Origin of the sequence: Propionicimonas paludicola (genome assembly GCF_002563675.1) — a bacterium.
In the GTDB taxonomy this organism is placed as follows: Bacteria; Actinomycetota; Actinomycetes; order Propionibacteriales; family Propionibacteriaceae; genus Propionicimonas; species Propionicimonas paludicola.
Map to the genome: position 1 here is coordinate 558,598 of NZ_PDJC01000001.1, position 22,673 is coordinate 581,270.

A 22,673-nucleotide genomic window follows, 5' to 3' on the forward strand; every position below is an offset into this window, starting at 1 on the left:
ACGACCTCGAGCAAGGGTGGTGGGGGTCAGGTACGGCGTGGGTTCCTCCGCGCCGTACCTGGCTGACCACCTGTCTCGCCGCCGTCCGGGCTGGGCGAGACTTCATCCGCACAAGCCGCTTTGCTGTGCTCGTCACCGCTCAGCCATTAGTCGGGCATGACAACAAACGCCCCTGATGGCGCCACTCCCAGCCTCTCCGCCGGGTCCGTGTGAGGGCGTCCAGGGCCCGAAAGGCAGGCCGCCGTGCCCGTCAATGAAGCTCTCTGGCTTGGAGTTTCATCGCGTTTTTCATCCCGTTTCACGCAGAGATCATGAAGCTGGGCGATTGGCGGTCGTACCCCCGATGAATATGGTTTGGATCACCACAAATACGGCCATTTGGAGCGCTCAGTGGCCTGGGGTTCAAGGAGGAACGTCGTAGTGATGGCTAGTCTTCGCAGAAGATCAACACGCTTGAGCCTGGTGGCGGGTATCACCGCGCTGGCTCTGGCCGGAGGAGTGGTCACTGCAGTGCCGGCCCAGGCCGCCGGCTCCATCGACCTTTCGACAGTCGACCTGACCTCACTCGCCTCGTCCAGCGGCGGGGCTTTCAGCGTGTCCGGACCGACCGCCACCGATGATCTGACGATCAGCGGTGACGTGACCTTGACCGGTACCGCACCCATCGGCCGGACGATCACCATCTCCGGCGGCACTTCGAGCGCCCCCCGACAGATCACCCTGCAGGCGGTGACCGCTCACGCCGGCGCCGACAGCGCCGCGATCCAGCTTGCCGCAGGCGCATTCGCGAAGTTCACCCTGGTGGGCACCAGCGGCCTGGCTGGCTCCGACACTCGTCCCGGGCTGGGCATTCCGGTGGGTGCGGGGGCCGAGCTGGCCGCTGCCGGCCTGACCGGGCGTATCGACGTGACCGGCACCGGCAATGCGGCGGCCATCGGGGGCGACGGCAACGCCGTGCTCACCGAGCCAGCTGTGAAGCCGATCACCATCACCGGTCTTGCCGGTGCGAGCTGTGGCACCCTCACCATCAGTGGCGGCACCATCAATGCTCTGATCGGCAGCGACTCCGGCACGGGCGCAGCCATCGGCGGCGGACGCTTCGGCTCGGGCTGCACCGTGAACATCAGCGGCGGTGTGGTCAACGCCACCGGCAAGGCTGGCGCCGGCATCGGCGGCGGGATCGGCAAGGATGCCGCCAACGGCTATCTGAAGGACTCCCCGGGCGGCGCCGGCGGCAACGTGACGATCTCCGGCGGCACGGTCACCGCGACCTCCGCGGGAAGCACCGTCACCGGCGAGTCCGAACTGCGCTACTCGGCTGCCATCGGCGGTGGCCGTGGTGGTGGCGGCGGCGCCGAGGACCAGGGCTCGAATGGTGCTCCCGGAACGCTCATCATCACCGGCGGCTCGGTCAAACTGTCGCCCCGCCTGGCCTCGGACCTCAAGCCGGATCCCAAGAACGGCCCCGCGATGTTGGCCCAGGTGAAGGTGAACAACGCCGCCTCGGTCTCGCAGGTGGTGGTGACCCCGGAGGGCGGCGTCGCGACTCCGTTCGCGGTGTCGTCGAACCACCCCAGTGACGCGGCGCTGTACCTGTACCTGCCCTATCCGAAGACCTACTCGATCGCCGTGACGGCCGGTGGCAACACCACCACCTATCGGGCAGTCACGCAGAGCACGGGCGCGGACGCGACCGCCTACGTACCCGCTCCGGACCCGGCCAAGCTCTCCCTTTCTGGTGTCACCTTCGAGCCGGCCACCTGGGGTTACTCCGCTCAGGCTGCGCAGGCAGTGACCATTCAGAACACCGGCGGCACGGCCGCCACGATCACCGGAGCTTCGGTGAGCCCGAGCGGTGCCTTCACCGTGGACAAGCCGGCAACGGTCAGCGTGCCGGCCGGTGGCAGCAACTCCTCGATCACGGTGACCCCGGTGACCGGACTCGCTGCCGGCGTCCATGAGGCAACGCTGACCCTCACCTCTGCCGCGGGAACCCTCACCACTCCGCTCTCCTTCACGGTCAACGGAGTTCCGGAGTTGGCCTTGACGGCACCGTCGTTCCCGAACGTCACCGTGGGTGCCTACACCCCGGTCGGCCAGGATCTGACGATCACCAACACCGGCTCGGCCCCGGCAACGCTGTCCAGCGTGACCTCCTCGAGCTCGGCGTTCGCGGTGGCCACCAGCTCGGCAGCCATTCAGCCCGGTGGTTCGGTCAAGGTGAAGGTGACTCCGGCGGCCGGACTGGCCGTGGGCAACTACCAGTCCACCATCACCGCGAACTTCAACGGTCGGACCGCCACGGCGAAGGTCTCGCTGACCGTCGCCCCGGTGCCGGTGGTCGACATCAGGGCCGGCCAGACCACCCTCACCCTGGTGAAGGGGTCGAGCGTCGCGATTTCGGCCTATGGCTACTTGGCCAACGGCCAGTCGGTGGCGGTGACCTGGTCGGTATCCAACGCCGCAGTGGCCACCGTGTCGAGCTCGGGTTCGATCAAGGGGATCAACGCCGGAAAGGCCACGGTCACCGCGACCTCCGGCGGCAAGAGCACCTCGATCAGCATCACGGTGCTGGCGAAGAAGTCCAAGACCAAGGTCAAGTCGGTTTCCGGAAGCGTCCCCAAGACGATGAAGGTCGGCGCCCGCGCCTACGTGACCGGCAAGTACTCACCGACCTCGGCCCCCAGCGCCAAGGTGACCTACTCCTCGTCCAGCAAGTCGGTGGTGACTGTGGACGCGGCGGGTGCGCTGACGGCCAAGAAGAAGGGCAAGGCGAGCATCACCATCAAGGCCGGTGGCAAGTCCAAGAAGTACACCGTCACCGTCAAATAGCAGGTCTTCCGCACCGGCCCGGCCCGTCCTTTCCGATGGCCCGGTGCGGAGCCCTGGCCGAACACTCAAAGAAGAAGTAGCGCCAGGGCTGGGCCGGGTCGTCAGACCCGGTGGACGGACAACATCCCTACAAGGAAGCTGGAGAAATGAGTTTGCCAAAATTCACTCTGCGCCCTAAGTCAGGAAGGGCACTGGTCATCGCTTTGGTGGCCGCGGGCCTGACCTTCACGGGCACTCCGCTTGTGCAAACAGCACAGGCGGCTGACACTCCGACGTGGATGAACACGTCGCTTTCGTTCGAAGAGCGCGCCGCTGCTCTGGTTTCCCAGATGACGGTCGCCGAAAAGATCAACCAGCTGCGCGACACCGCCCCGGCCATCACCCGGCTGGGCCTGCCGTCCTACAACTACTGGAGCGAGGCTCTGCACGGCGTCATGGCCTCGGGAACCACCATGTTCCCCTCGGCCACCGGCATCGCGTCCACGTGGAACCGCGGCCTGGTCTCCAAGCTCGGCACTGTCATCAGCGACGAGGCGCGGGTTCTGAACAACACCCAGAACAAGGGCCTGACCTACTGGTCGCCGACTCTGAACATCTACCGTGACCCCCGCTGGGGCCGCGCCGACGAGTCCTACAGCGAGGATCCGTACCTGGTCGGCCAGATCGGCGAGCAGTTCATCAAGGGGCTGCAGGGCAACGATCCGAAGTACCTGAAGGTCATCTCGACCCCCAAGCACTTCATGGCCAACAACTCCGAGTCCAACCGTCGCAGCGGCGACTCCGAGATCACCCAGCGCGAACTGCGCGAGTACTACACCCCGGCCTTCGCTCACGCGCTGAGCCCCGAGGTCGGCGCCTACTCGGTGATGACCGCCTACAACCGGGTCAACGGCGTGCCGATGTCTGCCTCGAAGGAGTACATCGAGACGCTGGCCAAGCGGACCTGGGGCTTCAAGGGCTTCGTCACCACCGACTGCTCGGCCATCAAGGATGAGTTCCAGCGGCACAAGTGGGTCCCGGAGGGCTGGGATCACAACGTGACCCCGCAGGAGGCCACCGCCTGGTCGCTGAAGGCCGGCTCTGACATCGACTGCCAGGGCTTCAGCTACCGCGACTACCTGCAGGGCGCGTACAACGCGGGCCTGGTCAGCGACGCTGACCTGGACTCCGAGCTGACCTCGCTGCTCACCGGCCGGTTCAAGCTGGGAGAGTTCGACCCGGCTAGCCAGGTGCCGTTCAAGGGCGCCGACTACAGCAAGGCCGCGAAGTTCGCGACCCCGGAGAACCAGCAGGCAGCACTGCAGACCTCTGAAGAGGCCCCGATTCTGCTGAAGAACGACCTGGTCACCAGCACCACCCACCGCGGCTTGCCGCTGGGCAGCGATGTCAAGAACATCGCCGTGGTCGGCTACATCGGCAATGCCTTCAATGCCGGCGGCTACTCGGGATACTCTCCCGTCGATAGCCGAAAGATCATCGACGGCATCACCCAGGTGGCCAAGGACGTCAACCCGGCCGCCACCGTCACCTACATCGGCGACGGCGTGACCCCGGCGGGCTCGTCCGGCAAGCCGGGCGTGCAGAACGTCACCTTCAAGAGCGCCGGCACCGTGGTGCAGACCATCAAGGCGTCCGACACTCAGGATGGCTACCCGACCAACACCCAGGCGAACCCGGCCCCCGGCCAGTTCATCAAGTGGGAAGGCTGGATGGGCATCAACTGGGGCTACAACGACTACATGCGGGCCAGCTCGGTCTGGGGTGGCTACATCCAGGTCCGTACCGATCTGCCCAGCACTGTCGACTCCGTCTGTGTGACCCAGTCCGGCAATGCCGCCACCGCACCCAAGGGTGGCGTCTTCGACGTCTTCCTGGACTCGATGACCGGCACCAAGGTGGCGAGCATCCCGGCTGAGGGCGCGGCGTCCACCTGTGGCACCGTTGCTGACAGCGCACTGGCTGCAGCCGCGACCGGTGGCGTGCACGATCTGTACTTCGTGTACAACCCGGGCACCCTGGGTGACTACGGCACGGCCGGCACCGAGGGACATCCGTGGGCGTACAACCTGACGACCGACCAGGAGGCGACGATCAAGGCGGCTGACGCAGTCATCGTCGTGACCGGCACCAACACGGCCGAATCCGCAGAGGAGATGGACCGGACCAACATTGATATGCCGCGTTTCCAGGACGTCATGACGAGCAAGATCGCCGCCCTGAACCCGCGTACCATCTCGTGGATCCAGTCCGTCGGTCAGATGAATATCGAGGCATTCCGCACTAACAAGTCGGTGCCCTCGATCGTCTGGTCGAACTACAACGGCCAGTCGCAGGGCATCACCGCCGGTGAGATCCTCTTCGGCAAGGTCAACCCGTCCGGCAAGCTGCCCTTCACCTGGTACACCAACGCGAAGCAGCTCGGCACGATTTGGGATTACCGAATCACGCCCAGCAAGACGGACACGAGCATCAAGGGCCGCACCTACGAGTACTTCAACGGTGACGTCTCCTACAACTTCGGGTTTGGCCTGTCCTACTCGAAGTTCAGCTACTCCGACCTGAACATCGACAAGTCCTCCTACACCGGCGATGACACCATCACCGCCCAGGTGGACGTGACGAACTCCTCGACCGTGCCCGGTAAGGAAGTTGTCGAGCTGTACGTCTCTTCTCCGAACGCGGACGGTTACGACCGGCCGAAGCGTCAGCTCAAGGGCTTCACCAAGGTTTCCCTGGGTTCCATGGAGACCAAGACCGTGACCATCAAGGTTCCGGTCAAGGAGCTGTGGTTCTGGGATGCCGACGCCAACAAGAAGGTCTGGGACAAGGGCGCCTGGAAGCTGCAGGTTGGTCCTCAGGCGAACTCCGGTCCGACCAAGGCCTTCAACCTGACCGCTGACCCGACGCCGTACCTGGACGTGGTGGCTGCAGTGAACGACGGCACGGTGCTCAACACCGCTGCTCCGGACACTGTCATCCACTCCAACCTGTCGGCGACCCGCAACGACCAGTCGTTCCTCGATCTCGACAGCCGCAGTGTGAAGGTGGAGTACTCCAGCTCCAACCCGTCGGTTGCCGCAGTCGACAAGAACGGTGTGGTCTCGGCCAAGGGTGAGGGTGTCGCCACCATCACCGGCAAGGTCACCGCGCTGGGCTCCAGCAAGACCGACGACTTCGCCGTCGTGGTGAACGGTCCGGCCTCGTCGCCGGCTCCGATCATCAACATGGCCGATCAGACGGTTGAGCTGCATAACGCTGCCTCGATTCCGATGAACGCGAAGCTGGCCCTGGTGCCGGAGAGCGCTCAGGCAACCTCGATCACCTACCTGATCGCGGGCATGGATGAGAACAGCGCCGGTGCGACCATCACCGCTGAGGGTGTGCTCACTGCAACCAAGGAGGGCAAGGTCCGAGTCACCGCTGTCGGTGACGTGGACGGCGTCAAGGTCTCCGGCGCCGCAGAGGTCACCATCGTCAAGGATGGCGCTCTGGCTGCCGACAACAGCGCTCTGAAGGCTGCCATCGCGGCTGCCGAGGCGCTGGTGAAGTCCTCTACCCCGGAATCAGCCGAGGCCAGTGGACTGCCGTCGGCCATTGCGGACGCCAAGGCTGCTCTTGACTCGACCGATCAGAAGGAGCTGGACAAGGCTCTGGGCCTCCTGGGTGACGCGGTTGCCGCGGCTCAGGACAAGCTCGTCCTGATCGATACCCCGTCTGCGCGTGCCGCAGCCGTGGCCGGGCTCAAGGGCGTCATCACCAAGGCGGAGGCCATCGATCCGACCACCTTCAACGCCGAGTCCTTCAAGGCCCTTCAGGCCGCGCTGGACGACGCCAAGAAGGTGGCGGCCGATCCGGCTTCGACCGTCGAGCAGATTCAGGCTGCAACCGCCAAGGTTCTGGACGCGATCTTCAGCGCCCCGTCCACCGGCGGACGCACTGCCCTGGATGCGGCCAACGCCAAGTTCACCGTTGTGGACAAGGCCTACACCGGCTCGCCGATCACCTCCGGGTTCAGCGTGACGATCGACGGCAAGCGGCTCTATGAGGGTGTCGATTTCGCCACCAGCACGGCCGGTGCCAACACTGAGATCGGCAAGGGCTCGATCACCATTGTGGGTAAGGGCGACTACTCCGGCACCAAGGTGCTCGAGTTCAACATCGTCCCGAAGAAGACCAGCGTGTCCAGCGCCAAGGCGGGCAAGGGCAGCGTGAAGGTCTCCTACAAGAAGGTCTCGGCCTCGCAGAGCGTGTCCAAGTACCAGGTCCAGTACCGGGTGAAGGGCACCTCGACCTGGAAGACAGTGTCGGTCTCGGCTTCGAAGTCCAACGTGACCATCAAGAAGCTGAAGAAGGGCAAGGTCTACGAGGTGCAGGTGCGGTCCTACAAGACCGTCGCCGGTGTCAACTACTACTCCGCTTGGAGCGCCACCAAGGCCTCCGCGAAGGTGAAGTAGTCGTAATAAGGTCAGACTGACCTCACTGTGATCGTGGGGGGCGGACAGGTTCCGCCCCCCACTTTCGCGTTTCGCTCGGGCCGGTCCAGGACGCCCCGGCTCACGGCCAATTGGGTGGGGGATGATGACTGGATTAGCCCCGTTTTTAGCCCCGACTGGGGCACAGGTCATGAAGGTGAGTTATTGGCCTACTCACAGCCGGATCCTAGAGTTCTGGACGTCTGAGAGTCTGGTCACCTCACCGGGATGTGGGCGGAGCGGGTGGCCATCGATGAGCGATGCGGGTTCCGGGGCACAGTGCAGTGCGTTTCGGCCTTCCCTGGGCTGGCTACCCCTTATCGGTGGGTGCAGAGGCGTACGTGCGGCCGTCCCGAGGATCTGAACTCCAGCAGCGCCGCGTACGCGACGCACACAGCCGGGTTGCGGGAAGACGAGGAAAGGGAGTCCGAACATGGAAGCGGAACAGGTCCTGATCGTCGCCTCGGAGCGTGCGGACGCGAGCATCGGGCAGAGTCTTTCCGACCAGTTGACCGGCACCGCATTGTCGGCCGTGACCGCGGCCTGGCGCAGTGTCACACCGGCCACCTTCCGGCTGATTCGATCGGCCATGGGGGATCAGCTCCCGCCGCTCGGCTGGCCGGAGTACCGGGCCTGGGCTCTGGGCAGCGGAATCGCTGTCCCGCGGGGCGGCAATGAGCTTGAAGTGGTGCCGACGGTTCGCGCCGGCCAGGAGCTGGACCCGACGTCCCGCCAGGCCTACCGCCTGCTTCTGAACTGCTGGGTTGCTCACCCCGAGCCGAGTTTTGCGGCCGATGCGGTGGCCTGGGCGATCGGACTTCGTGCGTGGGCGGAGCTCAGCGAGTTGTGGCTCGGCCAGCTACTGCCGGCCGGGAGCTGGCGAGACCCCGAGGTGATCAGGCTGTTGTCCGGGTTGCCGCCGGAAGCGCGACGGAAGGGTCCATTGCTGACGATCGCCTGGGCCAGAGCCCGCGCTCAGGCGCTGGGTGGCAGTGCGGGTGAGCGCCAGCGTCAGCGGGATCAGCTCGCCGACGCGACGCTCCTGCATGCGCGCTGGCGCGAGGCCGACGGGTTGGACGCCATGCTGCTCAGCGCGTCGCTCTGGATGAACTCGCAGCGCGAGGTGCCCGGCATTGATCCCACCAGTGCCTTGGAGTTGGCCTGGGATGGGCAGAAGGAGGCTGCGCTCTTCCTGGAGCGCCGCCGGGCGGAGGCGACCGGCTTCAGTGGCCGTGCCGAAGCGATCTTCCGGGCCTCATCGGCGCAGATCTCATTGGCCCGCGGCGACCTTGAGCGCGCTGTGATCGAGGCCGAGCGTTCGGCGATGCTCGATCCGGAGATCTCGGCGGCCATCGCCGACGGTGTCGCCGCCCTGGCCCGGGAACTGGCCGGTGGGCGGGACGTCGCGGCGCAGCCGGGACGGGACCGGGCCGACCTGCATCACGAGTTGCCCCGTGGCCTTTCCGCTGCGGACTCCCGCGCCGCCGTGTTGGCAGAGGCGCTGCGCGCGATTCGGACTCTCGATCAAGAGGCCGCCGAGCGGGCCATGGCGCAGCTGCGGACCATGCCTACCGGTGCCACCCTGTGGCCGGTGGTGCTGTTCGCTGAGTCGCTCCAGGCGGCTCTGTGGGGCGATCCGGAGTGGGCCCTGGCTGAACTCGACGACGCTCGAGCCCAGCACTCGATGGGATCGGTGGAGCAGCTCGAGCCGCTGGGTCGGAGTCTGCTGCAGCGGGCGCGGGTGACCCTGCTGGAGCGACTCGGAGCGACCGCCACCGCCCGTTCGGCGGCCCGAGAGCTCTCGCCGGAGTGGCGGGCACTGGCCGAGGCCCGCTGCCTGATCTGGGCCGGTGACCACGACGCGGCGCGGCGGGTGGCCGATGAAGGCATCTTCGATGCCGGCACCTGGCTGGGGGATCGGTTGGCGCTGCGGGCGATCCGGGTCGGTGCCCAACTGCTGGATCCGGCTGCCGGTGAGTCCATTCGAGCGGACGCCGTTCAGGAGGTGATCGCGATCTGCCTGAAGCGACACTCGCTGTTGCCGGTCGCGCTGCTGCCGGTGGAACTGCGCTCCCGGATGATCGCCACCTACCTCTCCCGGGCGCAGTCCGCGGTGATGTCGCCGGTCGAGTCGGTTCTGCTGGAGCGGCTCCGGGCAGTCTCTCCGCTGTCGTCCTCCGCAGCTCCTCCGGTGCGGCTGACTCGCCGCGAGAAGCTCCTGCTACCGCTGCTGGCCAGCGCGGACGCGGTTCCGGACATTGCGGCCAGCCTGCATGTGTCGCCCAACACCGTGCGCACCCAGGTGGTCAACCTGCGCAAGAAGTTCGGGGCGGCCAGCCGAACCGAGCTGGTCCGCAGCGCGCGCAACGCCGGCCTGCTGCAGATGTGAGTTGACCGTCGCGCTGATGTCGGGACTTGCCCATCGGACGCGACAGTGGGGCCGACCGGCTTCGGTCGGCCCCACTGCGTTGTTCAGTCGTCGGTGTTCAGGCCGCCGTTGAGTGCGTACTCCTCTTCGGGGGACAGGACGAGGACGTGCCGTCCGTGGATGGCGAAGTAGGCCAGTGCCAGGACGTACAGCACCACCACGGTGTAGATGGCGATCGTGTAGGCCGGGTTGGCCAGCACACCGATGAAGATGGCCAACGCCAACAGGCCGGCGATCACGGCGCCCGGGATGCCGAACGGGCTCAGATGCGGACGGCTGGCGTTGGGTGCCTTGAACCGCAGGATGACGAATGAGGTCATCTGAAGTAGGTAGGAGAGCACCGCACCCCAGACCGCGATGTTCAGCACCACCGAACCGGCCTCTGTGCTGCCGTACCGCACGACGAACAGAGACAGGAAGCCGATCACGGCGCCGACGATGAGGGCCAGGTACGGAGTCTGGCGCTTGCCGGTCAGGGAGAGTGCCTTCGGGTAATAGCCGGCCCGGGACAGCGAGTACATGTTGCGGCCGTAGGCGTACATGATGCCCTGGACGCTGGCCAGCAGGCCGATCAGGGCGAAGGCCGACAGCACGGCAGCGGCCTGCTCGCCGACCATGGCGCGGAAGCCGTCCAGCAGCGGTTCGGTGGACGCGCCGATGGCCGACGAGCCGAGCACGCCCGGGTTGAGCACGACCACGATCGCCCCGGTCAGGATCAAGGTGAGCAGGCCACCACGTCCGGCGCGAGGGATGTCGCGCTCGGGGTTGTGCGCCTCCTCGGCGGCCAGCGGAAGCTCTTCGATGCCCAGGAACAGCCACATGGCGAACGGCATGGCGAACAGCACGGGGGTCCAGCCGAAGGGCAGGAAGGCGGAGTTTCCGTCAATCGGTGCGATGTCGAACAACGAGCCGAGGTTGAGCTGCCCGGAGAAAGCGGCCATGACGCCGAAGAGCACCAGGATGCCGATGGAGATGAAGGAGACCACGACGGCGAACCGGAAGGAGATCTGCGCGCCGGTGGCATTGAGCGCTACGAAGACGGCAAAGAGGACTGCCCACCAGACCCAGACCAGGCCAGCCTCAGCCAGACTGAAGCCGGTCAGGGTCTTCATGATCGAGTCGGCATAGCCGGCTGAGTAGTAGATCACCACGGCGGCGGTCATCACGTACTCGATGGTCTCGGCCAGCCCGGTGATGAAGCCGCCCCATGGCCCCATGGCGGCCCGGGCGAAGGAGTAGGCGCCGCCGGTGTGCGGCATGGCCGAAGCCATCTCCGAGATCGACTCGATCATCAGGACGTACATGGCCACCACGATCAGGCCGGCCAGGACGAAGCCGCCCCATCCGGCGCTGGCGATACCGGTGTTCCAGCCGGAGAAGTCGCCGGAGATGACCGCGGCCACGCCCATGCCCCACAGTCCCCAGAATCCGGCGGTTCGCTTCAGCTTCCGCTTCTCGAAGTAGTCGGCCTCCGCGCGCTGATAGGTGACCCCGGATACCGCGACTGTGTCAGAGTCGCTGTCGGTGACCGTACTCATGTGTGTTCCTCTCCTTCACCTGGCCCGAATATGCAGAATCGGCGCCGATGTATCGACGCCGATTCTTGGACGCTAGACCCGCCTGACCAGGGCAGAAGCCGGGTCCGAGGTCGTTAACGACCTCGTTACCGCGGGTGGTCGCTTCGTAACATCCGCAGCTCACCTGAGGTGACTGGCCCGCAGGTACGAGAGCACCATGGCCCGCTGGAAGTCGGCCTCGGCCAACTCCCGGCGCAGTTCCAGGGCCCGGACGGCCCGCTCTCGCTCGGTGGTCAGCCGGAACTCATGTGCGGCGGCAGTGCGCTGGGCCCAGTCACACAGGGCTGCGCCGAGGCGTCCGATGAGGTACACGGCCTGGCGCCGTGCGGGGAATAGAGGCGGATGGGTGGAGTCGCTGAGAATGGACATGATTGTGCCTTTAGGCTTGTTTTCGGGCATGGCAGAGCGCATTGAAAAATGCGTGCAGAAACGACGACCAAATGTGACGACGTGGTCAGGTCGAGGTAACGTGGATTGGTCGCGCGGAGACGCTGAGCCTCACATGGCTACCGCTATTGCCCCTAGTTGGGGCCAGATTCAGCGCTGCTTGGCGCTGCCAGCGGTCACGCCGATGAGGTCGGCGACTGCGGTTGCGGGGTTGCCCGTCCAACCTCTGTTGATCTTCAACTCCATCTGGCCGACCTCCTTTCGTGTGGGTGACGTGCGTCGAACACGTTAGTCCCATTACTGCAATGAATGCAAATCCAGTGCGCCGCCTCCGCCAGATGTGTCGCAGATTGGTGCGGCGCGCTCTGCCGAACCAGTGGGCCGCTGCGATAGCGTCGCGGTGAATCCGCAAGATAGGCGGCGATATGAGAGCTTTCGAGCTGGCCGGCTGCGAGCTCGGCGTGGCCACGGCGGCCACCCAGATCGAGGGCGGCCACGTCGACACCAACTGGCACCGCTGGGCCGCGGCCGGGCGCATCAGCGACGGCTCGTCGCCGGCCCGGGCGTCCGGGCATTGGCAGCGCGTCACCGAGGACACCGCACTGTTGGCCGAGCTGGGGATCCGGCACTATCGGATGGGAGTCGAGTGGGCGCGGGTCGAACCCCGCGCGGACGTCTGGGATGAGGCGGCGATCGCCCACTATCGCGATGAGGTTGCCGGGCTGGTCGCAGCCGGAGTGCGTCCGCTGGTGACCATGCACCACTTCAACCTGCCGGGCTGGCTGGAGGAGGCCGGCGGTTGGCTGAACCCCACCACCCTGGAGCGATTCGATCGGCTGGTCGCCAAGCTGGTCACCGAACTGGCGCCCTGGGTGAGGGAGTGGATCCCGATCAACGAGCCCAATGTGTACGCGACCAACAGCTACCTGTTCGGTGACTGGCCGCCGGGTCAGCGCTCGCTGGGACGGACGCTGTCGGTGATGGCAGCCTTGGCCCAGGCCCACATTCGGGCCTACCAGCTGATCCACCAGCTGCAGCCCGAGGCACGGGTCGGCTCGGCCTCCCACCTGCGGGTGTTCGCCCCGGCCAATCCACGCAATCCGTGGCATCGGCTCTCGGCCCGGCTCACCGACCACCTGTTCCAGCGGGCCCAGCTGCACGCCATGAACACCGGGCAGTTCCGCCTGCCCTTCCGGCAGCCGCGCGGCGTGCGTCCGGGCCGCTACTACGACTTTCAGGGAGTGAACTACTACACCCGCAGCACCGTCCGCTCGATCGGGGACGGGGTGGCCGCCGATGTCGACGTGAACGACCTGGGCTGGGAGATCTACCCGGCTGGTCTGATCGAGGTCTGCCGCTGGGTCCATGAGGCGTACCCGGCGCCGATCTACATCACCGAGAACGGCACCTGCGACAACACCGACGCCTTCCGCTCCCGCTACCTGTACGAGCACCTGGCCCAGATTGCCGCCAGTGACCTGCCGATTCAGCGCTACTACCACTGGTGCTTCACCGACAACTGGGAGTGGGTCGAGGGAGAGGCCGCCCGGTTCGGCATCGTCCACACCGACTACCCCAGTCAGCAGCGCACGGTGAAGGACTCCGGACGCTTCTTCGCCGACATCATCAGCCACCGCGGGGTCACCGAGGACGCCTATGCCCGCTGGGTGGCCGGCCAGACCTACCCGACCAACAGGGGAGCCCGATGAGTGAACCGCTCAGCTCTACCGAACGGCGCAACAAGTGGACGTTCGGGATCGGCACGGTCGGCCGGGACATGGTTTACACCCTGGTCAGCATGTACTTGGTGTTCTTCCTCAGCGACGTGCTCAAGCCGTCCACGCAGGAGTTCCTGTGGGCGAGCTCACTGATCCTGGTGGCTCGGCTGTTCGACGCCGTCGCCGACATCGTGATGGGGGCGATCGTCGACAACACCCGGACCCGCTGGGGCCAGTACAAGCCGTGGATCGCCATCGGAGTGGTGGCTTCCGCGATCTTCACCGTGCTCATGTTCACCGACTTCGGCACTCACGGAGTGGCCTTCGTGGTCGGCTTCGCACTGGTCTACCTCGCCTGGAGCCTGTCCTGGACCGCCAACGACATTCCCTACTGGGCGCTGCTGCCGGCGCTGAGCGTCGATCAGAAGAAGCGGGAGAGCTTCGGCGCCATCGCCAAGATCTTCGCAACCGTCGGGTTGTTCGTGGTCGTGGTGGCCGTGATTCCGGTCACCAAGGCGCTCGCCCCGGTGGTCGGCGAGGTGCCGGCCTGGACGATCTTCGCCGTGGGCGTGGTGGTGATCATGCTGCTCGGCCAGCTGGTCACCCTGGTCGGCGTGAAAGAGCCGAAGCTGGCCGTCGAGCAGGAGCGGACCAGCGTCCGTGACCTGGTCCGGGCCGTCTTCGGCAACGACCAGTTGCTGTGGACGGCGATCGCCATGGTGCTGTTCATGACCGGCTACCTGACCACCACCACCTTCGGCACCTACTACTTCAAGTATGTGTATGGCGACGAGGCCATGTACTCCCCGTTCGGGGCAGTGCTGGTGGCCAGCCAACTGCTCGGCTACGGGATCTTCCCGCTGCTCAGCCGCCGGTTCTCCCGGGCCCGGCTGTACAGCCTCTCGATCGCGCTGATCCTGCTCGGCTACCTGATCTTCTTCTTCAGCCCGGTCAACATCGCCTTCATCGCCGTGGCCGGGCTGTTGATCTTCGTGGGGGATGCCTTCATCACCTTGCTGATGCTCGTCTTCCTGACCGACACCATCGAGTACGGGCACTGGAAGCTCGGTCGGCGCAACACCGCGGTCACCTTCGCGCTGCAGCCCTTCATCAACAAGGTGGGGGCCGCGCTGTCGACCCAGATCGTCGCGGTGGCCATCGTGCTCGCCGGGGTGATCCCGGACCGCCCGGCCGACACCTCAGCGGCCGGCCTGTTCACGATCAAGGCCGGGATGCTGTTGCTGCCGGCCGTGCTGATCGTGATCAGCTACCTGATCTACCGCCGCAAGTACCGGATTGACGAGGCCTTCTACGCCCGAATCGTTGCGGACCTTCGAGAGCGCGGACAGCTCCTCTAGGTCGGTCCGCGCTCGGCGGTGAACCAGCCGGGCGCCCAGGCGAGATACCATCTTGGTCGCGTCAGTTCGGCCCCCGTAGCTCAGCGGATAGAGCAGCAGCCTTCTAATCTGTCGGTCCCAGGTTCGAGTCCTGGCGGGGGCGCGTCAGTCTTCGGCGGCGTCGGTGGCCCGGATCCGCTCGTAGATGCCGTTGACGGCAGTCGCGAGCGCGGTCGGGTAGTCCACCTTCTCGGGCAGCTGCAGCCACAGTTCCCGCAGGCCGCTGTTCATTGCCAAGACCTCCAGGACGACTTGGGTGGGGTCCAGATCTGCGCGCAGTTCACCGCGATCGCGGCAGGCTTCGAGGAAGGGCACCAGCCCGGCCAGGGCCTGCTCGAGCTTGCCGGCCAAGTACCCCTCGGCGGGGTGCCCCTCAAGCTGTGCAGCTGCCGAGAGAGTGCCGCGGAATCGCGTCAGATCGCGGTCGGCCGCGGCGATCCGCACCGCCTCGATGTAGGCGTCGAACATCTGACGGGCGGTCACATTCGCCGGATCCCACATGCCTGCGTAGGTGCTGTCCCGGCGAGCCACCACGGCCTCGAAGAGGGCCTTCTTGGTGGGGAAGTGATGGAGCAACCCGGCGTCGGTGACTCCGGCCTCGGCGGCGATGTCGACCAATCGGGCACCGCCGTAGCCGCGTCGCCCGAAGTGCACAGTGGCTACCTGCAGGATGCGGTCGCGGCGCAGCTCGCCGCGAACCTTGCGCTGGTCGGGGCCGGCCGGGGGCCTCACCGGACGATCCGAATCGGCAATCCTGTGGACGGGGATACCGTCAGGGACGCGGCCGAAGCCGGTCTTGTTTCGCCGTGGTGCAACACGGAAATGATCCTAAGCAATTCATCACCTGTTGCGGCGGAGCCGTCCCGCCTCCGAGAACGACGATTCGGTTACGACGCACAGTGGCGCCGGGCCGTCCATTCGCCCAGGTTGTCGCTGACCCGTTCCACGGCCGAGCTCAGGCCGACGCTGGCGGCCACCTGGAGCTGCGCGCCGCGATAGGGGGTGCCGGGGTCGGTGGCCGGATCGATCGACCACCAGGCGGCGTCCAGATCATGGGTTCCGGCCGGGGCGATCACCGCGGCAAGTGCGGCCGCCGCGCTCACGCCCAGCTCGGACTCCATCATCGACCCGACCATCACCCCTAGCCCTGAGGCTTTCGCGAGATCGGAGATGGCCAGTCCCGGGCGTAGGCCGCCACACTTGGCCAGCTTGATGTTGACGATGTCGGCCGCCTCGGCGTCGATCGTCCGGCGCAGGTCGTGGATCGAGAAAACCGACTCGTCGACAACGATCGGGGTGGGGATCCGGCGGCGCAGCTCGGCCAGCCCGGCGAGGTCCCAGGCGGGCAGCGGCTGCTCCAGGAAGCCGAGGTCGACTCCGGCGGCCAGCCAGCTCTCGACGGCCCGACCGGCCGTGGCGACGTCCCAGGCCTGGTTCGCGTCGACCCGGATCGACAACGGCACCGGTGAGTTCTGGTGGATCCGGATCACCCGGTCGACGTCATCGGGATCCAGGCCGACCTTCACCTTCACCTCGGTGAAGCCGGCCGGGGCCTCGTCCACCGCATCGGGGGCGGTGGCGGCGGCCATGGTGACGTCGGTGGTCACTTCGGTGGCGACCGCCCCGAGGCTGGCGGCCAACGACAGCCCCCGCCGGCGGGCCGCCAGGTCATGGGCGGCGATCTCACAGGCTGCGCGGGCTCCGGTGTTGCCGGCCACTGCCTGGTCCAGCGCAGCGGCCACGGTGGCGGCGTCGTCCACTTCGAGGCCGAGTAGCGCCTCGGCCAGGGGGCCGAGCACGCAGGCTTCGATGCTGGCCAGCGACTCGCCAGTGACCCGCCAGATCTGTGGCGCCTCGCCGTAGCCGACCACGCCGTCGGCGTCGGTCAGCCGGACGGCCATGCTGTAGACGAAGCCGGTCCGGCGCAGGGCGGTGACGAACTCGGTGTGCAGCGGACGGGTCAACGTGGCGATCGCCACCTCGACTAGCTGTGCCATCTGTTCCAGTGCTCCCAGGTGATGCGGCTCAGTTCGGCGACCAGCGCACAGCCCGCATCATGGCTGAGTCCGGTGCTCGTGCAGATGGCTAACACGTAGTCGGGGGCTGACTCCGGACGGACAAGGGCGACGTCGTGATTGACTCCGTCCACCCAGCCGCCCTTGCTGGCGCTCCAGGTTCCGACCGGCAGCCCGGCCGGGATCATCTCCTGGTGGGTCTGCCCGGCCAGCAGTCGGGTCGCGAAACGAGTGTCGTCCTCGCCCAGCAGCGAGCCGTCGGTCAGACCCGCCACCAGCCGGGCCAGGCCGGCCGCAGTGACCGTGTTGGAGATGCCGGACGCCTCGGCGCTGGAGTCACCGATCAACCGTCGGACGACCACCGCTTCACTCAGCCCCGCACCGGCCAGGAAGCGGGTGATCGGCTCGAACCCGAGCTCGGTGAGCAGCAGATCGGTGGCCAGGTTGGAGGAGAGCACGATCATCCGCTCGGCCAGCTGGTCGACCTCGACCGGCTCGCCCAGTCGGGCCCAGGTCAGGTCGTCCTGGTCGTCAGCCTGGAGCAGCGTGAACCCACCACCTACGGCGGAGGTGAACTGATCGGTGACCACGAGCTGCCGCGCAAAGCCGGAGCGAGATCGGGACTGCAGCAGCGCCCCCAGCACGGTCAGCTTCATGGTGCTGGCCGCATAGTGTCGGTGATCGGGTCGGCGCTCGGCGACCACCTGGCCGGCTGAGCGCAGGTGCAGGCTCACTGGTCCGCTCAGCCCCGACAGCGGCTTCTCCCAGGCGTCGAGGAGATCGAGGGACGCGGATTGCACCGGCTCACGTTACCGCGACCGAACCCGGCCGTCGGTCCGGGGTCATGACGCTCGGCTCAACCGGCGGCGGCGTCCCGGAGTGCGGTGGCCTGGGCTCGGGCCAGGCTGTCGACCAGCTCGTTGAGGGGATGCCCGGAGTGGCCTTTGACGTGCTCCCACACGACATCGCGCCCGGCCAGCCGGTCAGCGATCAGCTCGATGGCCTCTCGGTTGGCCACCGGTTTGCGATCGGCGGTCAGCCAGCCGCGGGCCACCCAGCCGCGGATCCAGCGCGTGAAGATGTTGATCACGTACTGGCTGTCGGCCTGGATCAGCAGGGGAGTGCTGGCCGAGTGGGCGCCGAGCACCTCGTAGACCGCACGCAGTTCCATCAGGTTGTTGGTGGTCACCGCGTGGCCGCCGGAGTCCTGACGTCCGTCCGGGCAGGCCCAGGCCCAACCGCCGGGCCCCGGATTACCGAGGCAGGAACCGTCGGTGGCCACTATCACGCGCTGCTCAGACACGATCCCCGATCGTAGCCAGCCGGAGTCGCCGGACGCGCACGCCGAACCGGCTAGCGTGGGGTTGTGCATACAGGACGGCCATGCTGAAGCAGTTCGGACCCAGTACCTTCGTGGCGATCTTCGTCGGGATCGGGTTGGCCTTCCTGGCCTTCGTCCCCGTGGCCGTCTACCGCTACCGCCGGCACGGACGGCTGCGCTTCTTCGACGTGGTCACCCTGGTGCTGGTCGCCTGTTATGCCGTGGCGCTGTGGAGCTACACGCTGATTCCGCTCCCGGAGTCAAAGCACTTCAGCTGCATGAGCGCCCAGCTGCACCCGTTCCAGTTCGTCGCCGACATCGCCGAGGACGGCCGGACGCCCTGGCGCAACCGCGCCCTCCTGCAGGCGGTGTTCAACGTCGTCCTGTTCGCCCCGCTGGGCTACTTCCTGCGGGTGCTGGCCAAGCGGGGCTGGATCGTGGCCACGGCCAGCGGTGCGGTCATCTCGCTGCTGATCGAGCTGACCCAGAAGACCGGAGTGTGGGGCTTCTATCGCTGCGCCTACCGGGTCTTCGACGTGGACGATCTGATGCTGAACACCGTCGGAGCGCTGGTCGGATCGCTGGTCGCGATCCCGGTGGTGCTGGTTCTGCAGCGTCGCCGGCCACCGGCTGCGGTGACCGCGGTGACGCTGGGCCGCCGGGTGATCGGCATCGTGGTCGATCTGACCGTGATCGCGGTGATCGGGGCCGGGTTGACCGTCGCCTGGCGGATGTTCTGCTCGGGGATCCTGGGCTGGTCGCTGGATCAGCTTCCGGGCTGGGTGGACCTCGTTCTGGGCGTGGGAGTCCCGGCGGTCGTCGAAGGCTACTGGGTGATCGTCCGGGGGCGGACGATCGGCGAGGCTGCGGTACAGCTGCATCCGGTCCCGGGCTCGCTGGCCGAGCCGGCGTCCCGGGTGCTCAAGTTCTGCTTCGGCGTGGGTGGCTACCTGGCCGTGACCAATGTGTCGATTCCGGTGCCGCTGCTCGGGTTCGGCTTCGTGGTGGCCAGTGTGGTGCTGCTCGGCCCGACTCGTAGCCATCGTGGACTCAGCCATCTGGTCTCCGGAATGGAGCTTCGCCTGGAGGATCCCGACCCGGAGGCCGAGTCGGAGGTGCCGGCGCCGACGCCGACCCCGATGTCCCCGGAAGGCTGACCTGGCCGGATTGGGCGCGTCATTCGGGGATCGGCTTGTCCCAGGCAGCACCATTGACCTTGTGAACACCGAAGTCTCGAGCCGTCCTGATCGTCGCGCCGTGCGCGCCCGTGCCCTGGTGGGCGTCGGGGTACTGGGCCTGGCCCTGAGCGGATGTTCCTACTTCGGGGTTCAGGTGGCTGGCCCGCAGACGCCGGTGGCGACACCCACTGTCACCGAAACCAGCCCCACACCGACCCCCACCCCGACCACGGCGACGCCGACTCCTACCCCGACCACCCCGACGCCGAGCGCAGCCGGGGTGAAGGCCACCGGCAACCTGAACTTCTACTCCGAGGTCAGTTCGGCCATGGAGGGCACCTGCACCCGCAAGGACGGCCGACCGGTGATCACCGTCACCGACGAGGCCAACGACTTCTTCACGAAGGTCACTCTGACCGCGGAACTCGCTCCGGCAAAGGATCGGTTGCTCTCCTTCGCCGTCGAGACGGGGGAGGACTCCGAAGAGATCACCTGGCACCTGAGCTACAACTCGTCCAAGCCGGCCAAGGGCACCTCAGCCAAGCTGGTCGTGAACGGCTCGACCTATCGGATCTCGGGCAACACCACTGCCGTCGAGATCGACTCCGATGGAACCAAGACGACCGAGATCATTCCGTTCGGCGCCACTGTGAAGTGCGCCGATCAGGAGTGGTGACCAGCCGTTACTTGATCTTGACGCTCACCGTCACGCTCACCGTCTGGTAGCCGGACTTCGAGCCGGTTACCTTGAAGGTCAGCGTCTTGCCGCGATCGGCGGTCGAGGTGATGTAGCTGGTCTTGGTGGCCCCGGTGATCGCGGTGCCGTTGCGGTACCAGCGGTACTTCAGCGTGACACCACCGGGCTTCCAGCTGCCGACCTTGGCCTTCAGCAGGTGGTTCACCCCACGGATCCCGTCCACCTTCGGCTTCGGAGTGGCGCTCAGCCGCTCCAAGGTGATCTCTGTCGGGGCCGAGGAGACCTTGGTGGTGGCGTAACCGGACTTGGTTCCGGTGACGACGACCGTGAGCGACTTTCCGCCGTCGCTGCCGGACACCTTGTAGCTGGCCTTGGTGGCGCCCTTGATCGCCGAGCTGCCCCGGTACCACTGGTAGCTCAGCGTGACGCCGCCTGGCTTCCACTCCCCGGCCGTCGCGGTGAGAGTGGAGCCGACCTTGGCCGTACCGCTGATGGTGGGAGCCGGAGCCGACTCGAAGGTGGCCTTGACCACGGAGGCCAGCGGGGCGGACTCGACGCGGACGGTCTTGTAGCCGTCCTTGGAACCGGTCACGGCAACCTTGATGGTCTTGCCGCTGTCCTCGGTGGCCAGCTTGTAGGTGCTCTTGGTGGCGCCCTTGATCGCGGTGTTGCCGCGGTACCACTGGTAGCTCAGGGTGACCGGAGCCGGAGCCCAGGCGCCGGCGGTGGCGGTCAGTGTGCTACCGACCTTCGCCGTCCCGGTGATGCTCGGCTGAGGGGTCGTGGTCAGGTCGGCCACAGCGACCTTGGCAGTGCCGGCCGAGGTCTTGGTCACCGAGTTGTAGCCGGCCTTGTTCCCGGTCACGGCCACCTTGATCACCGCACCGATGTCGGAGAGCTGCAGCTGGTAGGTGGCTGCGGTTGCACCGCTGATCGGCTTGCCGTCGCGCAGCCACTGGTAGCCGAAGGTCACCGGAGCGGGGGCCCAGGTGCCGGGCACAGCGGTGAGGCTGGTGCCGGCCTTGGCGGTGCCAGTGATCGTGGGGGTGGGGGTAGTGCTCAGGTTGGCCTTGGCCACCGCCGGGCTGGAGGCCTTGCGCGTCACCGACGTCATGGCCGGCTTGGAGCCGGTTGCCGCGAAGGTGACCACGGTCCCGGCGTCCTCGGGCTGCAGGGTGTAGCTGGTACCGGTGGCTCCGCTGATCGCGGCCCCGTTGCGGTACCACTGGTAGCGCAGGGAGGCACCCGACAGCCAGGTCCCGGGGTCCGCCTGCAGGGTCTTGGTGACCTGCGGGGTGCCGGTCAGCAACGGCTGTGGGGCCGGCGTGATCGACATGAAGAGCTTCTTCCAGGTGTTGGCATCCACATCGCCGCTGGCACTGAGCCCCTGGGCGGTGCGGAACGCCTTCACTGAGGTAGCGGTGTCGCCGGCCAGCTTCGTCCCGCTCGCGACCGGGTAGCCGACCAGGGTGAGCAGAGTCTTGGCCGCACTGACGCCGTCGCCGGACGCACCGGACTTCACGCTGCCGAACAGCGCATCGAAGGTCTTCGGGCCGGCCTCTCCATCAGCGCCGAGCTTCTTGCTCGACTGGAACTTCTTGACTGCGGCCACAGTGGCCGAGTCGAACTTGCCGGTCACGGACACGCTGACGCCGGCCTTCTTCAGCAGGTACTGCAGGGCCGTCACCTTCTCTCCGGTCTTGCCGGAGGTCAGGACCAGGTTGAACGGGACGACGTCGTAGTCACCGAGGTTGTACTCGGCCATCACCGCGCGCAGCTTCTTCGCGTAGTCGCCGGCGCCCTTCGGCTCCTCGATCGTGGCGAGCGCGTCGATGAAGGCGGACTTGTCGTCCATCACCGCACGGGCGGCCGCGTAATCGGGGGAGTTGACGACCTGATCGGCGTGCTCGGCGAAGGAGTAGGTGGGGGAGGAGTACTTGCTGTAGCGGATGGTCTTGCCGCCGCTGGTGATCGAAATGCAGCCGGACTGCTGGCTGTAGGAGTTGGCGGCGAGCACCACGCCTTCGGTGCCGGCCAGGATGAAGTTGGACGAGCGGCGAAGGCCCGCGTAGTAGCTCCGGGTCTTCCAGTAGGACAAGGTGGTCCGCACGACGCCGTAGGCGCGTCCGCGGGCTTCGATGATCCGCCAGTCGCCATTGGCGAGCTTGCCGGTCAGGATCGCCACGTGACCGATGCCGTTCGAGCGGGCCGGGTTGTTGCGCAGGAAGACCAGGTCGCCGACCTTGGGGCTGCCGCTGACCGGCTTGGTGGCGTTGTACTGCGCAGCGGCCAGGTCGGTGATCTTGTTGCCGGAGCGGGAGTACAGCCACTGGACGAGCTCGGAGCAGTCGAACTTGGACGGGTTCGGGTTGCTGGCCAGGGCTTCGGCCCCCAACACATAGGCCTTGCCCACCTGGGCGTCGGCCAGGGCTGCGAACTGGCTCGGAGTGAGCGACCGGGTGCAGCGGGTGTCCCAGAAGTTGTTGGCGGACTTGGCCAGGGTGGAGGTGCCCCAGTCGCTGTTCACGATGGCCTGGGCGATAGAGACCGAAGCCGGCACCCCGTACGCGCGCTGGCTCGACTGAGCCGCGCTGACCACGCTAGCGATGAAGGACTTCTTGGCGGAGTCCGAAACAGATGCAGCATTGGCG

Annotated in this window: 14 protein-coding genes and 1 tRNA gene; 8 read left to right on the forward strand and 7 right to left on the reverse strand. The window is 66.7% G+C overall.

All coding sequences use genetic code 11. The features are described 5' to 3' along the window. The first annotated feature begins 462 nt into the window (after positions 1-462). The 3 genes from ATK74_RS02565 (at position 463) to ATK74_RS02575 (ending at position 9,693) form a co-directional block, all read left to right on the forward strand. Positions 463-2,832 (forward strand): beta strand repeat-containing protein, encoded by a 2,370-nt coding sequence (locus tag ATK74_RS02565; RefSeq protein WP_245840983.1) that lies wholly within the window; start codon positions 463-465, stop codon positions 2,830-2,832. A 329-nt stretch (positions 2,833-3,161) separates the two neighbouring features. Then, positions 3,162-7,286: a glycoside hydrolase family 3 N-terminal domain-containing protein gene (locus ATK74_RS02570; protein ID WP_169923700.1), complete on the forward strand. Its 4,125-nt coding sequence runs from the start codon at positions 3,162-3,164 to the stop codon at positions 7,284-7,286. 451 nt (positions 7,287-7,737) lie between these two features. Continuing rightward, positions 7,738-9,693 carry a helix-turn-helix transcriptional regulator gene (locus ATK74_RS02575; RefSeq protein WP_098459576.1) on the forward strand — a complete coding sequence of 652 codons (1,956 nt, stop codon included), beginning with the start codon at positions 7,738-7,740 and terminating at the stop codon, positions 9,691-9,693. An 83-nt stretch (positions 9,694-9,776) separates the two neighbouring features. On the opposite strand, the gene ATK74_RS02580 is transcribed toward ATK74_RS02575, so the two are convergent. Together ATK74_RS02580 and ATK74_RS02585 are read right to left on the reverse strand one after the other, a co-directional pair. Next, on the reverse strand, positions 9,777-11,270 hold the full coding sequence (locus tag ATK74_RS02580) for an amino acid permease (protein ID WP_098459577.1): 1,494 nt from the start codon (positions 11,268-11,270) through the stop codon (positions 9,777-9,779). Positions 11,271-11,429: 159 nt separating this feature from the next. Beyond that, positions 11,430-11,678 (reverse strand): hypothetical protein, encoded by a 249-nt coding sequence (locus ATK74_RS02585; RefSeq protein WP_098459578.1) that lies wholly within the window; start codon positions 11,676-11,678, stop codon positions 11,430-11,432. 443 nt (positions 11,679-12,121) lie between these two features. Here ATK74_RS02585 and ATK74_RS02590 point away from each other — a divergent pair, with 443 nt between their 5' ends. From ATK74_RS02590 to ATK74_RS02600, 3 genes are all read left to right on the forward strand, one after another. Beyond that, positions 12,122-13,405, forward strand: a complete 1,284-nt coding sequence (locus ATK74_RS02590) for a glycoside hydrolase family 1 protein (protein WP_098459579.1) — start codon at positions 12,122-12,124, stop codon at positions 13,403-13,405. After that, positions 13,402-14,772 carry a glycoside-pentoside-hexuronide (GPH):cation symporter gene (locus tag ATK74_RS02595; RefSeq protein ID WP_098459580.1) on the forward strand — a complete coding sequence of 457 codons (1,371 nt, stop codon included), beginning with the start codon at positions 13,402-13,404 and terminating at the stop codon, positions 14,770-14,772. The genes ATK74_RS02590 and ATK74_RS02595 overlap by 4 nt, the downstream gene beginning before the upstream one ends. Before the next feature lie 69 nt (positions 14,773-14,841). Further along, positions 14,842-14,914 (forward strand) — tRNA-Arg (locus tag ATK74_RS02600). 2 nt (positions 14,915-14,916) lie between these two features. On the opposite strand, the gene ATK74_RS02605 is transcribed toward ATK74_RS02600, so the two are convergent. The 4 genes from ATK74_RS02605 to ATK74_RS02620 all read right to left on the reverse strand — a co-directional run bounded on the left by ATK74_RS02605 (position 14,917) and on the right by ATK74_RS02620 (position 18,129). Next, a complete protein-coding gene (locus ATK74_RS02605) occupies positions 14,917-15,543 on the reverse strand; it encodes a TetR/AcrR family transcriptional regulator (RefSeq protein ID WP_098459581.1) in 627 nt (208 codons plus the stop codon). Between the two features lie 155 nt (positions 15,544-15,698). After that, positions 15,699-16,808: a dipeptide epimerase gene (locus ATK74_RS02610; RefSeq protein WP_098459582.1), complete on the reverse strand. Its 1,110-nt coding sequence runs from the start codon at positions 16,806-16,808 to the stop codon at positions 15,699-15,701. Next, a complete protein-coding gene (locus ATK74_RS02615) occupies positions 16,796-17,626 on the reverse strand; it encodes a serine hydrolase (protein WP_098459583.1) in 831 nt (276 codons plus the stop codon). The genes ATK74_RS02610 and ATK74_RS02615 overlap by 13 nt, the downstream gene beginning before the upstream one ends. 56 nt (positions 17,627-17,682) lie before the next feature. Further along, entirely contained in the window at positions 17,683-18,129 is a 447-nt protein-coding gene (locus tag ATK74_RS02620; RefSeq protein ID WP_245840629.1) for a ribonuclease H family protein, read from the reverse strand. An 80-nt stretch (positions 18,130-18,209) separates the two neighbouring features. On the opposite strand from ATK74_RS02620, the gene ATK74_RS02625 reads away from it, so the two are divergent. Further along, positions 18,210-19,304, forward strand: coding sequence for a VanZ family protein (locus ATK74_RS02625; protein WP_098459585.1), 1,095 nt, complete (start codon positions 18,210-18,212; stop codon positions 19,302-19,304). Between the two features lie 61 nt (positions 19,305-19,365). After that, on the forward strand, positions 19,366-20,001 hold the full coding sequence (locus ATK74_RS02630; RefSeq protein WP_098459586.1) for a lipoprotein LpqH: 636 nt from the start codon (positions 19,366-19,368) through the stop codon (positions 19,999-20,001). A gap of 7 nt (positions 20,002-20,008) precedes the next feature. Here ATK74_RS02630 and ATK74_RS02635 read toward each other — a convergent pair whose 3' ends face one another. After that, entirely contained in the window at positions 20,009-22,621 is a 2,613-nt protein-coding gene (locus tag ATK74_RS02635; protein WP_169923701.1) for a peptidoglycan-binding protein, read from the reverse strand. Between the last annotated feature and the right edge of the window lie 52 nt (positions 22,622-22,673).

Bases quoted from the DNA above. Each gene is read 5' to 3' on its own strand.
- ATK74_RS02580 (WP_098459577.1), bottom strand. From the start codon at position 11,270: ATGAGTACGGTCACCGACAGCGACTCTGACACAGTCGCGGTATCCGGG.
- ATK74_RS02590 (WP_098459579.1), top strand. From the start codon at position 12,122: ATGAGAGCTTTCGAGCTGGCCGGCTGCGAGCTCGGCGTGGCCACGGCG.
- ATK74_RS02595 (WP_098459580.1), top strand. From the start codon at position 13,402: ATGAGTGAACCGCTCAGCTCTACCGAACGGCGCAACAAGTGGACGTTC.
- ATK74_RS02570 (WP_169923700.1), top strand. From the start codon at position 3,162: ATGACGGTCGCCGAAAAGATCAACCAGCTGCGCGACACCGCCCCGGCC.
- ATK74_RS02625 (WP_098459585.1), top strand. From the start codon at position 18,210: ATGCTGAAGCAGTTCGGACCCAGTACCTTCGTGGCGATCTTCGTCGGG.
- ATK74_RS02610 (WP_098459582.1), bottom strand. From the start codon at position 16,808: ATGGCACAGCTAGTCGAGGTGGCGATCGCCACGTTGACCCGTCCGCTG.
- ATK74_RS02575 (WP_098459576.1), top strand. From the start codon at position 7,738: ATGGAAGCGGAACAGGTCCTGATCGTCGCCTCGGAGCGTGCGGACGCG.
- ATK74_RS02585 (WP_098459578.1), bottom strand. From the start codon at position 11,678: ATGTCCATTCTCAGCGACTCCACCCATCCGCCTCTATTCCCCGCACGG.